Source organism: Serpentinimonas barnesii (genome assembly GCF_000696225.1).
Lineage (GTDB): Bacteria > Pseudomonadota > Gammaproteobacteria > Burkholderiales > Burkholderiaceae_C > Serpentinimonas > Serpentinimonas barnesii.
This window is the reverse complement of record NZ_BAWN01000017.1, coordinates 1-12,451: the sequence shown is the minus strand read 5'-3', so window position 1 is coordinate 12,451 and position 12,451 is coordinate 1. Positions and strand designations below refer to the sequence as shown.

11 protein-coding genes are annotated in these 12,451 nt (G+C 66.0%); 6 read left to right on the top strand and 5 right to left on the bottom strand.

All coding sequences use genetic code 11. From position 1 onward, the window contains the following. The first annotated feature begins 124 nt into the window (after positions 1-124). From SRAH_RS06000 to SRAH_RS05975, 6 genes are all read left to right on the top strand, one after another. Entirely contained in the window at positions 125-328 is a 204-nt protein-coding gene (locus SRAH_RS06000; protein WP_029462444.1) for a type II toxin-antitoxin system VapB family antitoxin, read from the top strand. Continuing rightward, complete coding sequence (gene vapC / locus SRAH_RS05995) at positions 325-741, top strand: type II toxin-antitoxin system VapC family toxin (RefSeq protein ID WP_029462443.1); 417 nt, start codon at positions 325-327, stop codon at positions 739-741. Before SRAH_RS06000 ends, vapC begins: the two co-directional genes overlap by 4 nt. 198 nt (positions 742-939) lie before the next feature. Then, positions 940-1,137 (top strand): hypothetical protein, encoded by a 198-nt coding sequence (locus SRAH_RS05990; protein WP_029462442.1) that lies wholly within the window; start codon positions 940-942, stop codon positions 1,135-1,137. A gap of 51 nt (positions 1,138-1,188) precedes the next feature. After that, on the top strand, positions 1,189-4,020 hold the full coding sequence (locus SRAH_RS05985) for a sensor histidine kinase (protein WP_076606993.1): 2,832 nt from the start codon (positions 1,189-1,191) through the stop codon (positions 4,018-4,020). Continuing rightward, positions 3,989-4,366 carry a response regulator transcription factor gene (locus tag SRAH_RS05980; protein WP_029462440.1) on the top strand — a complete coding sequence of 126 codons (378 nt, stop codon included), beginning with the start codon at positions 3,989-3,991 and terminating at the stop codon, positions 4,364-4,366. The genes SRAH_RS05985 and SRAH_RS05980 overlap by 32 nt, the downstream gene beginning before the upstream one ends. Positions 4,367-4,368: 2 nt before the next feature. Beyond that, complete coding sequence (locus SRAH_RS05975; protein WP_029462439.1) at positions 4,369-6,630, top strand: 3'-5' exonuclease; 2,262 nt, start codon at positions 4,369-4,371, stop codon at positions 6,628-6,630. 25 nt (positions 6,631-6,655) lie between these two features. Here the strand turns inward: SRAH_RS05975 and SRAH_RS05970 are convergent, their stop codons facing one another. The 5 genes from SRAH_RS05970 to SRAH_RS05950 are packed head-to-tail and all read right to left on the bottom strand — an operon-like array spanning position 6,656 to position 12,094. Further along, complete coding sequence (locus SRAH_RS05970; protein ID WP_029462438.1) at positions 6,656-7,075, bottom strand: acyl-CoA thioesterase; 420 nt, start codon at positions 7,073-7,075, stop codon at positions 6,656-6,658. A gap of 5 nt (positions 7,076-7,080) precedes the next feature. Beyond that, on the bottom strand, positions 7,081-8,343 hold the full coding sequence (locus SRAH_RS05965; RefSeq protein WP_029462437.1) for a thiolase family protein: 1,263 nt from the start codon (positions 8,341-8,343) through the stop codon (positions 7,081-7,083). 24 nt (positions 8,344-8,367) lie between these two features. After that, positions 8,368-10,239, bottom strand: a complete 1,872-nt coding sequence (locus SRAH_RS05960; RefSeq protein ID WP_029462436.1) for a feruloyl-CoA synthase — start codon at positions 10,237-10,239, stop codon at positions 8,368-8,370. A 59-nt stretch (positions 10,240-10,298) separates the two neighbouring features. After that, positions 10,299-11,096, bottom strand: a complete 798-nt coding sequence (locus SRAH_RS05955) for a crotonase/enoyl-CoA hydratase family protein (protein WP_029462435.1) — start codon at positions 11,094-11,096, stop codon at positions 10,299-10,301. Positions 11,097-11,101: 5 nt separating this feature from the next. Then, positions 11,102-12,094, bottom strand: a complete 993-nt coding sequence (locus SRAH_RS05950; RefSeq protein ID WP_029462434.1) for a Bug family tripartite tricarboxylate transporter substrate binding protein — start codon at positions 12,092-12,094, stop codon at positions 11,102-11,104. Positions 12,095-12,451: the final 357 nt, after the last annotated feature.

Here is a 12,451-nt window from a genome sequence, read left to right as displayed (position 1 = left end):
GCGTGGGCGCTATCTTGTCAGACCCGTAGGCTGCTGGCAAGGTGGGTTGGCGGGACGGTTACCGTCATGAAGCACACCCTATCAAGCCGTTGAAATGTGTAGAATCCCACACAAGGAGTCACACATGGCCACCAACCTCGCAATCGATCCGACGCTGCTCGACCGCGCGGTTCAGGTTAGCGGTGAGCGCACCAAAAAGGCTGCGGTAACCAAAGCCCTGCAAGAGTTCATCGCGCGCCGAGAACAACGGGGTTTGGCCGATCTGCTCGGCAAGCTGGAGTGGGATCAGTCCTACGACTACAAGGCTGAACGGTCTCGCAGCACATGACGTTGCTCATCGATACCAGCGTGTGGTCTCTGGCCTTGCGCCGTGATGCCGAGGCCACCGGGCCCGAGGTGCAAGAACTCAAGGATGCCCTGTGCGGTGCAGAAGTCGTGGTCACGACGGGGCTGGTTCTGCAAGAGCTTTTGCAAGGGTTCAGAGGTGCCAAAGCACAGACCCTGATCATTGAGCGTTTTGCTGCCTTGCCTGTGCTGCAACCGGATCGAGAGGATCACATCGGTGCGGCGATGCTGCGTAACGCATGCCGTCAGGCGGGTGTCCAAATTGGCACCATCGATGCGCTGCTGGCGCAACTTGCGATCCGGCATGACCTGACTCTGCTCACAACCGACCAAGACTTCACCCATGCGGCCAAGCATTGCCCACTTCGGGTCTGGCCAGCCAAGGCGCGAGTGTAGCGGCGATGCTCCGGCAGGGCTGGCCCGCCCGGTCAGCACCGGGTAAGCCCCAGGCGGGCACCATGTCAAAACGATCAAAATCGATCAGAATCGGGCTGGGCCTTCGATCCCGTGTGAGGCCCCAAGCGGCCGGCTCCATGCCGCCCCGCACGCCCCCGAACGCCCCCGAACGCCCCCGAACGCCCCCGGAGACACGCCATGAACGAGAGTTTGCTGTCGCAACGCCTGCTGGCGCTGTTCGCCGCCGCCACGCTGCTGTTCAATTTTCCGCTCATCGCCTTGTGGGACAGCGAGATCAAGTGGTGGGGCATCCCACTCTTTCCGCTGGCCATGTTCACGCTTTGGGCCGTGCTGATTGCGCTGCTGGCCTGGCTGATGGAGCGCCAGCCCGACTAAAACCGCCACCCAGCCCAACCTCAGCCCAAATCCGAGCCCAAGCCCAGCCCCATGTCCCCGTTGCTGGTCATCGCCGTTGCCACCGCCTACTTGCTGCTGCTGTTTGCCGTGGCCTTTTATGGCGACCGGCGCGCCGCCCAAGGCCGCTCGCTGATCGGCAACGCCTGGGTTTATGCGCTTTCGATGGCGGTCTATTGCACCGCCTGGACCTACTTTGGCAGCATCGGGCGCGCCGCCACCGACGGGCTCTGGTTCCTGCCGATCTACCTTGGGCCCATGCTGGCCATGATCCTGGGCTGGATGGTGGTGCGCAAGATGATTCGCATCGCCAAGACCTACCGCATCACCTCGATCGCCGATTTCATCTCCAGCCGCTACGGCAAGAGCCCGCTGCTGGCGGGCGTGGTCACGCTGATCATGGTGGTGGGCATCGTGCCCTACATCGCCTTGCAGCTCAAGGGCATTGCGGTGGCTTACGCGGTGCTCACCACGCCGCTGGGCCAGCCCTTCCCGGCCCCGCAAAGCTGGTGGCAAGACAGCACTTTTTACCTCGCGCTGGCGCTGGCCGGTTTCACCATCGTCTTTGGCGCGCGCCAGCTCGACAGCAGCGAGCGCCACGAGGGCATGGTGGCAGCAATCGCGCTCGAATCGCTGGTCAAGCTGCTGGCCTTCGTGGCGGTGGGGGTGTTTGTGAGCTTTGTGCTGTTCAACGGCGTGGGCGACATTTTTGCCCGCGCCGCGGCCGTGCCCGAAATGGCCGGTCTGCTCGAACTCGGCGACGACAGCCGCTTCGCCTACGCCCAGTGGTTCACGCTCACGGTGCTGGCGCTGCTCTCGGTGCTGCTGCTGCCGCGCCAGTTTCAGGTGATGGTGGTGGAAAACGTGGATGAGCGGCACCTCAAGCGCGCGGTCTGGGTCTTTCCGCTCTACCTGCTGCTGATCAACCTGTTCGTGCTGCCCATTGCCTTGGGCGGCATGCTGTATTTTGGCGCGCAGCCCGGCCTTGTGGTGCACCCCGAGACCTTCGTGCTGGCGCTGCCGCTGGCCGAGGGCTGGCTGTGGCTGGTGCTGCTGGCCTTCATCGGCGGCTTTTCGGCGGCGACCGGCATGGTGATCGTCGATGGCATCGCCGTCTCGACCATGATCAGCAACAACCTGGCCGCGCCGCTGCTGCTGCGGCTGCAGGGCGTGCTGCGGCGCACGCTCGATTTCAAGCGCTGGCTGCTGCAAATCCGGCGCGGCGCCATCGTGCTCATCATGCTGCTGGGCTACCTCTACTACTACCTGGCGGGCGATGCCTACGCCCTAATGGGCATCGGGCTGATCAGCTTTGCTGCGGTGGCGCAGTTTGCCCCGGCGCTGTTTGGCGGCATGTACTGGAAGGGCGGCACCCGCGCCGGTGCGCTCAGCGGCCTGCTGCTCGGCTTTGGGCTGTGGTGCTACACCCTGATGCTGCCCTCGCTGGCCAAGTCGGGCTGGCTGGACGACGGCTTTTTGCTGCACGGCCCCTGGGGCATAGGCTGGCTCAAGCCTGAGGCGCTGTTTGGCTTGCAGGGGCTCGATCACCTCACGCACGCTTTTTTCTGGACCATGTTTTTCAACGTCGGGGCCTATGTGCTGGTTTCGCTCTGGCGCAGCCCATCGGCGCAAGAGGCCAGCCAGGCGGTGCTGTTCGTCGATGTGTTCGAGCGCACCGCTGCCACGCAGCCGGTGTTCTGGCGCGGCCGGGCGCGGCTCGACGACCTGCTGCCGCTGGTGCCGCGCATCCTCGGCCCCGAACGCGCCCAAGCCGCGCTGGCCGACTATGCGCGCCAGCGCGGTGTGGCCAGCGTGGCGCAGTTGCCGGCCGATGCGCAACTGGTGCAGCACGTGGAAACCCTGCTTGCTGGGGCCATCGGCAGCGCCTCGGCGCACGCCATGGTGGCCTCGGTGGTGCAGGCCGATGCGCTCGATGTGGCCGATGTGCTCGGCATCCTAGAAGAATCGAACCGCTTGCGCCTGCATTCGCAGGAACTGGAAGAAAAATCGCGTTCGCTGGAGCGCGCCACCGACGAGCTGCGCGCCGCCAACGAGCAGTTGCAAAGCCTAGACCGGCACCGTGATGAGTTCATGTCGGCCGTCACGCACGAGCTGCGCACCCCGCTGACGGCAATCCGCGCCTTTTCTGAGCTGATGCGCGACGACCCTGGGCTCGACGCCGCGCAGCGCCAGCAGTTTTTGGGCATCATCGTGGCCGAGACCGAGCGCCTCAGCCGGCTGGTGAATCAGGTGCTCGACATGGCCAAGATCGAGTCCGGCCACGCCGACTGGCAGCCCAGCGAGCTGGACTTGGCCGAGCTGCTGCGCCAGTCGTGCCAGACCACCGCCGAGCTGCTGCGCGACAAGGGCACCGAGCTGCACCTGCGGCTGCCCGACCCGGCCAAGCCGCCGCTGTGGGTGCGCGCCGACCCGGATCGACTCACGCAAGTCATGCTCAACCTGCTCTCCAACGCCGCCAAGTTCGTGCCCACGCCGGGCGGGCGCATCGAGCTGCGGCTGCAGCGGCGCGGCGGCAGCGCGGTCGTCACGGTGCAAGACAACGGCCCCGGCGTGTCGCTGGCCGATCAGCAGCGCGTGTTCGAGCGCTTTCGCCAAAGCAGCGATGGCCAGGGGCGGCTGCGCGGCACCGGCCTGGGGCTGCCGATTAGCCGCCAGATCATCGAGCATTTTGGCGGCCGCCTGTGGCTGCACAGCGCGCCGGGGCAGGGGGCCTGCTTCGGTTTCGAGTTGCCCCTGTGCGGGGCTGAGACTGGGACTGCGGCGGCAGGCACGGCACAATCGGCACCAGAACCAGAACCAGGAGACCGCGACCATGAACCAAAAAACCCTGCTGATCGTCGATGACGAGCCCAACATCCTGCTCTCGCTCGAATTCCTGATGAAGCGCGAAGGCTACCAAGTGCATCTGGCCCGCGATGGGGTAGAGGCCTTGGAAGCGATTGCCGCGCTGCGCCCGGACCTGGTGCTGCTCGACGTGATGATGCCGCGCAAAACCGGCTTCGAGGTCTGCCAGGAGGTGCGCGCCAACGAGGCGCTCAAGTCCACCCGCATCCTCATGCTCACCGCCAAGGGCCGCGACACCGACGTCGCCAAGGGCCTGGCGCTGGGCGCCGACGCCTACATGACCAAGCCTTTCTCGACCAAGGAGCTGGTGGAGAAAGTGCGCCAGATGTTGCAGTCCACGCGCTGATCATGGCCCGCCACCAACCCACCGACAAACGGCTGGTCTGGCTGCTGGCCGTGGCGGCGCTGGTCTCCATCGTCTGGCTGCTGTTCACGCTCTGGCTTATTGCCGCCACGCTCACACCACCCGATCGCGCCACCGTATGGAGCTTGGTCGGGCCCAGCCTGCTGCTGGTGTGCGCAACCTGGGGCGCCGGCATGGGGGTGATAGCCTGGGGCCTGAAGCGCTGGTTCGGCCACTGGGTCACGCCCTCGGTGCAACTGGCCGAAGAGGCGCAGGTGCTGCTGCGCACCGACGTGGTGCGCGAGCTGCGCCCCAAAGGCAACGTCGAGACCAAGGAGCTGACCAAGCTGTTCAACCAGTTGGTGGCGCAGCGCGAGGAGCTGCGGCACCAGATGCAAGACAAGGTGCGCGCCGCCGCGCGCGACATCGAGCAAGAAAAATCGCGCTTGGCGGCGCTGATGTCTGAGCTCACCCAAAGCGTGGTGGTGTGCAACCTCGATGGCCGCATCCTGCTCTACAACAACCGGGCCCGGATGCAGTTTCGCGCCCTCTCGCAAAGCCCGCGCCTGGCCGATGGGGCCGAGCTGATCGGGCTCGGGCGCACGATCTACACCGTGTTCGATCGCAAGCTGGTGGCGCACGCGCTCGAGAGCGTGCAGCAGCGCCTGCAGCGCGGGGTGGCGCAACCCACGGCGCAGTTTGTCACCAGCACCCGCGCCGGGCAGTTGCTGCGCGTGCAGATGACGCCGGTGCGCAGCGTGGCCGAGCCCGATGCCGCGCCGGCCTTGGGCGCGGCCTTGGAGCCCGCTGCGGCTGCGGCAGCAGCAGACGGGCCCGTTACCCAGGCCCCACCCCTGCAACTGGCCGGCTTCGTGCTCATGCTCGACAACATCACGCGCGAGTTCGAGGCCGAGGCGCAGCGCGAGCGCCTGGTGCTGGGCCTGACCGAAGGCAGCCGGGCGGCGCTGGCCAATATGCGCGCCGCCATCGAAATGCTCGACTACCCCGACCTCGAACCCGCCCTGCGCGAGCGCTTTCTGGCCGTGGTGCGCGACGAGGTGCAGGCCTTAAGCGAGCGCGTGCAGCGCAGCAGCAGCGAGGCGGCCGAGGTGTTTCAAAGCCGCTGGCCGCTGGAAGACATGCTCGGCACCGACTTGCTCAGCGCCGCCGGCCGGCGCATCGAGGAAACGTTGGGCCTGGCGCTCAACCAGAGCGAGGCCGACCCCAACCTGTGGCTGCGCATCGAGAGCTTTTCGATTTTGCAGGCGCTGCTGTTTTTGAGTGCGCGCCTGCGCGACGAATTCGCCATCCGTCACGTCAGCCTGCGCCTGCGCCCCTCCGGCCAAGGGGCCGACAAGGCCGAGTTGGACCTGATCTGGAGCGGCGCCACGCTCAGCACCGAGACCGTGATGAACTGGGAGATCGACCCCATGCGCATCGGCACCGAGGCCAGCGCCTTGACGGTGCGCGAGGTGGTGGACCGCCACGGCGGCGCCTTCTGGCTGGAGCGCGATCGGGCCAGCAACCAGGCCTGGTTTCGCTTCCTGCTGCCCACCGCCACGGCGCAAGAACAGCTCGACAACGCCACCTTCGTGCACCACCCAAGCCGCCCGGAGTATTACGATTTCGACCTGTTTCGCGTCAGCCCGCGCAGCCAGGCGCTCGACGAGGTGCCGCTGGCCGATTTGTCCTTCACCGTGTTCGACACCGAAACCACTGGCCTGAACCCAGCCGAGGGCGACGAGATCATCCAGATCGGCGCCGTGCGCGTTCTCAACGGCAAGCTGCTCAAGCAAGAGGTGTTCGACCAGTTGGTCGATCCCAAACGCGAGATCCCGCCCGAGTCGATCCCGATTCACGGCATCACGCCCGATATGGTGCAAGGCCAGCCCGGCATTCTGGAGGTGCTGCCCGCCTTGCACGCCTTTGCCGCCGACACCGTGCTGGTGGCGCACAACGCCGCCTTCGACATGCGCTTTTTGCAACTCAAGGAGCAAAAAACCGGGCTGGTGTTCGAGCAGCCGGTGCTCGACACGCTGCTGCTGTCGGCCGTGGTGCACCCGGGCCAAGATTCGCACCGGCTGGAGGCCATCGCCGAGCGCTTCAACGTCACCGTGATCGGCCGCCACACCGCCTTGGGTGACGCCATGGTGACGGCCGAGGTGTTCGTGCGCCTGCTGCCCTTGCTGGCCGAAAAAGGCATCCACACCCTGGGCCAGGCGCGGGCGGCGGCGCAGCGCACCTACTTTGCGCGCATCCAGTATTGAGGCGCAGCGGATCCGCTCCGGGGCCTCAAAGGCACAGGGCTTTGATGTGCTCCGGGATGGCAATCGCCTTCATGCGCTCGGGGTGCTGCGGGTGCCGGATGCAGAAGGCGCGCGTCTCGCGGCCCTCGCAGAGCAGATCGCTGCCGCGCTGGACGCGGTGCTCGTGGATGAAAACCTTGTCGCGCCATTCGACGATGCGGGTGTGGATTTGCAAGCGCTCGCCGTAGGTGGCGGGTTGCATGAACTTGGTGTGGATTTCCAGCAGCGGCGTGCCGATGATGCCGCTGGTCTTGACCAACTCGCGCCAGGGCGGTACGCCGCACTGCATAAAGAAGTTCAGCGACGAGGCGTCCATCCACTTGCTGAAATTGGGAAAAAAGACGATGCCGGCCGGATCGCAGTCGCCAAACATCACATCCACTTCAAAAACGACGGATTTGCTCATACCATTCATGCAGCCAAAGGGTTTTCGATCAGCAGCGCCATGCCTTGGCCACCGCCCACGCAGGCGCTGGCGATGCCCCAGCGCTGCTGGCTGCGGCGCAGCTCGCGCGCCAGCGTAATGCCTAAGCGCAGCCCGGTCGCGGCCAGCGGATGGCCAAGCGCGATGGCGCCGCCATTGACGTTCAGGCGCTCCATATCCAGCCCCAGTTCGCGCGCCACCGCCAGCGTTTGCGCGCCTTGGGCCTCGTTGATTTCAAAGCGGGCTATGTCGGCCAGCGCCAGGCCCGAGCGCGCCAGCAGCAAACGGATGGCGGGTGCCGGCCCGATGCCCATGATCTCGGGCGCCACCCCCACCACCGCGCTGGCCACCAGGCGCGCCAAGGGTTGTTTGCCGCTGTCTTTGGCCCAGCTTTGGGCGTAGGCGCTGGTGGCTACCACCGCCGCCGCCGCCGCATCCACCAGCGCCGAGCTGTTGCCGCCGGTTTGCACCCCGCCTGCATAGACCGGCTTGAGTTGGGCCAGCACCTCCACGGGGGAGGGGCGCGGGTGCGTATCGGCGCGCAGTTCGGGTGTTTTGGACGGCAATTTGATGCCGCGCGTTTGGTAGCCGGCCAGCTCGAAGCGCTCGCTCACCACGGCCACGATCTCATCTTCGAAAAAGCCGCTTTCTTGGGCCGCTACCGCCCGGGCGAAGGAGCGGCTGGCAAAGGCGTCGACCTCGGCGCGGCCGATGCCATACTGCTTGGCTAGGTTTTCTGCGGTCTGGATCATGCTGATGCCGGGGGCCGGGTCCATCAGCGCTTCCCACAAATAGTCTTGGAAGCCCACCGGTGCCCCCAGCCTAAAGCCGCTGCGGTGTTCGAAGGCGGCGATGGGGTTGCGCGTCATGCTCTCGCAGCCCACCACCAGGGCGGCCTCGCACAGGCCGCCTTGCAACTGTTCGCCCGCCTGGCGCAGCAGCTCCAGCCCGGTGCCGCAGATGCGTTGCACCATCAGCGCCGGCACCTCCACCGGCACGCCGGCATACAGGCCGATGTGGCGCGGCAGCATGTACTGGTAACAATCGCCCGGCGCCATATTGCCCGCGATCACCGAGCCGATGTGCGCGCCCGCCACGCCTGAGCGTTGCAGCACGGCGCGAGCGGCTTTGATGCCCAGATCGGTGGGCGAGACCGACCCCAGGGCGCCGCAGTAATCGACCATCGGGGTGCGCACGCCGTCCAATAACCAGATGTCATCGAACGCGTTGAAAAAGCCTTTGTGTTGCATGCGTATGTCCTGGTGCAGCCAAGCTCAGGGTTGCGGTTTGAGGATGTGGGGCAGCCGATCTTCGTGCAAAGCCAGCACGCTGTCGGCCCGGTGTGCCAGCACGGCGCGCTGGTTGATCGAGCCTTTGTCGGTGATCTCCCCCCGGTCGATGCTGGGTGCGTCGGCCAGCAGGCACAGCCGGGCGATGCGGCTGGCGCTGCCGGTGGCGCGCTGAGCCAGTTGGTTGAGCACCGTTTGAAAGTGGGCTTGCACCGGGGCGCTTTCCAGCACCGCGCTCATCGAGGCCGAAGCGGGCAAGCCCGAGAGCGCGCGCACCTTGGGCGTGGGAAAGACCATGGCGCCCACTTCATTGCGGTTGATGCCCGTGAGCACCGCGTCTTGGATGTAGGGGGCGCCAGCAGCGATGATCTGGGCGCGCAGCGGCCCCACGCTGACGAAGGTGCCGGTGGCGAGCTTGAAGTCCTCGGCAATCCGGCCGTCGAATTTCAGGCCCAGGTGGATGTGGGTCGGGTCTATCCATTGCACCGCATCGCCGCTCTTGAAAAACCCTTCTTCATCGAAGGCCTCGGCGCTGTCGGCGGGCGCACGCCAATAGCCGGGGGTGATGTTGGGGCCCTTGTAGCGCACCTCGGTTTTGTCGCCTTGCTGCACCAGTTTGAGCTCCAGCCCGGGGGCGGGCAGGCCCAAGTCGCCCGATTGCACGTGCGGGTGGGTGACGAAAATGGCAAAGGGGCCGGATTCGGTCATGCCCAAACCGGTGGCCATGACGATGCGCTGCCCGATTTCGCGCTCTGCGCTCTCGGCCAGGCTATCCCAGACCGGTTGCGCCAGCGCCGCACCGGCGTAGAAAAACATCTGCACGCGCGAGAGCAGGGTCTGGCGCAACAAGGCGTCGGTCTGCATGGCATGGGCAATGGCCTCAAAGCCGGTGGGCACGTTGAAATAGACCGTGGGCGCGATCTCGCGCAGGTTGCGCAGGGTTTCGTGCATCAGCGCGGGGGTGGGTTTGCCGTCGTCGAGGTAGAGCGTGCCGCCGTGCATCAGCACCATGCCGAAATTGTGGTTGCCGCCAAAGGTGTGGTTCCAGGGCAGCCAGTCCACCAGCACCAAAGGCTGCTCGGCCAGCACCGGCATGGACTGGGCCATTTGCTGCTGGTTGGCGCACCACATGCCGTGGGTGTTGATGACCGGCTTGGGCAGCTTGGTCGAGCCGCTGGTAAAAAGGAATTTGGCGATCGTTTGCGGCCCGGTGGCGGCCATGGCGGCATCGACGGCGGGCGTGGCCGGTGTCGCGGCCAGATCGGCAAAGCGGGTGCTGCGGCGGCCATCCAGGTCGCCTTCGGCCAGCACGATTTCCATATCGGCTTCGGCCACGGCGAGCAAGGCCTTGCCGTAGCGGGCCGCATCGCTGGCAAACAGCAGCCCGGGCGTGGTGCTGCGCAGCACGTGGCGCAGCTTGTCGTAGTCGGTGCTGAGCAGCGCATAGGCCGGTGAGCTGGGCACGTAAGGCACGCCAGCCACCAGGCAACCCAGGGCCAGCAGGGCGTGCTCTAGGCTGTTTTCCGACGCGATCAGCACCGGGCGCTCGGCGCTCAGGCCGCGGTCGAGCAGCCCTTGGGCAATGCGGCGCGCGGTGGCCCAAGCGTCGGCGTAGCTGATGGGTTGCCAATCGCCCAGCGCAGCTTGGCCATCGGCGCCGACCACGCGCTGGCGGCGCGCCATCCAGGTGCGCTCTGGGGTGGTTTCGGCCCAGTGGCGCAGGCGGTCGGTCAGGCGCTCGGGGTAGGGCAGCAAATCGGGCGCGGCGCGCAGGTAGCGCGTGCCCGGCGGGCCCTCGCGCAAGCGCGCCTGGGTGACGCCAAATGTCAGCGGTCGAAACGGCGGGCTGGTGTTCATGGCTGCAAAGATGGGGGCGCGCTTGGCTGTGCAGCGGCGCGCCGGGAGTGCCTAGGGGTTTATTTTTTCTGCACCTTGGCGGCCTTGCCTTGCAGAAAGGCGCGCACGCGCTCCTTGGCCTCGGGGGCGGCTTGGGCCATGCCCGAGATCAAGGCTTCGGTAAAGTAGCCGTGATCGGCCGGTTGCTCGGCAATGCGCGGCAGCGCGTGCATCAGGGCGTAGTTGGTCAGCGGGGCGTTGGTGGCGATCTGGCGCGCCAAGGCCAGCGCCCGTTCGAGCGCGCCGCCGGTGGGCACCAGATACTGCGTCAGCCCGGCGCGCTCGCCCTCGCTGGCGCTGTAGACGCGGCCGGTGAGCATCATGTCGGTCATGCGCGCCACGCCGATCAGCTTGGATATGCGCACCGAACCACCGCCACCCACAAAAATGCCGCGCGTGCCCTCGGGCAGGGCAAAGAAGGTGCTCTCGTCGGCGACCCGAATGTGGCAGGCGCTGGCCAGCTCCAAACCGCCGCCCACCACGGCCCCGTGCAGCGCCGCCACCACGGGCACCGGTCCGCGCTCTACGCCATCGAGCGCGGCGTGCCACATGCGCGAGTGCTGCATGCCCTGGCCGGCGTCGCGCTCTTGCAGCTCAGACAAATCGAGCCCGGCGCAGAAGTGCTCGCCCTCGCCATGGATGACGGCCGCGCGCACGCCTTGGGGCAGGTTTTGAAAAGTCTCGCGCAAGGCGAGGATCAAGCTGTCGTTGAGGGCGTTGCGCTTGGCCGGGCGCGACAGGCGAATCAGGGCGACTTCGTCTTGCAGTTGCAGGTCGATGCCGGCTTGAATGGGTGCTGCGGTTTTGCGGTTGGGCATAGGGGTTAGTCGGGTCGAATGTTGCGTTCTCGGATGATGCGCCCAAAGCGCTCGGAGTCGTTTCTGATCCGCGCTGCGAGCTCTTGGGGTGAGCCCTCGAGGGCAGTTCCTGCGCCAATGGCCACCAGCCCCTCGCGCACCTCGGTGCTTTGCATGATGCGGCCGATCTCGGAGCTCAGTCGAGCAACGATGGCAGGCGGTGTGCCGCTGCGAGCGTAAATGCCAAAGATGGTGTCCACGTCAAAATCGGTCAGGCCCGATTCATGCAGCGTCGGCAAATCTGGCAGCGCGGGCACGCGGGTGCGGCTGCCTACGGCCAGCAATTGCGCCCGGCCCGCCTGAGCCGCCTGCAAGCCTGGGCCGGAATCAAAGAGGAAATCAATCTCGCCGCCGATCAGCGCCGTGAGTGCGGGTGCGGCGCCTCGGTACGGAATGTGTCTGGCCGTCACATTGGCTTGGCTGGTGAATATTTCGCCCGCAATGTGCGAAGAAGTGCCGTTGCCGGCCGAACCAAAGGTCAGTTGTCCGGGGCGGGCGCGCAGCATCGTCAGGAAATCCTGCACATTTCGGACGCCCAAGTTGGCGCGTGCCATCAGATACACAAAAACCCGGCCCGTTGCGGCCACCGGCACCAAGTCGGTGAAGGGGTCAAAGGTCATGCGGTGCAAGTGCGGATTGATCGCCAGCAGGCTTGCGGGAGCAGAAAGCAGGGTGTAGCCATCAGGAGCCGAAGAAGCCACCGCCTGGGCCCCGATATTGCCCGCTGCGCCGGCGCGGTTGTCCACTGTCACGGGTTGACCCAGCGCTCGCGTCAGGTGGTTGGCCACCAATCGGGTGGTGAGGTCGGCGATGCCTCCGGGAGGAAAGCCGACGATCAGGCTCACCGCCCGGCTGGGCCAGGTTTGCGCGTGCGCCCATGGGCTGAGCAAGCCAAAAGTGGCGGGCGCCGCGATGGCGGCGGTCAACAGCCTTCTGCGTTGGGTCTGGGTTGGGTTCATGCAGGTCTCCTAATGGGCTTGTGGTGATTGATGTGCAATGAATTTCTATGCAGTTGCAGGGGTCGAGGGTGCTTGCCCTTAACTGCAGCTGTGCTTTTCGATTGGTCGCTTGGCGTTGGCAATCAGATTTTGTCCATTGAAGCCGTGCCGGTTCAGGTTGACCTGCTTGCCTCGATCTGAAGCAGGCTTGTGCGGGGGATCACGGTGAGGGCTCCTCTGGCTCAAAGTTGACACGAATGGGCTGATCCGGGATTGGCCGCCAAAGGGCTGGGCTGGCAGCGCTGCCCGGGTAAGGTCCGGCGCATGTCAAGATAGTTGTCGCCTGAATCATGCAGCCGCCGCCTGAATATGTGCGCC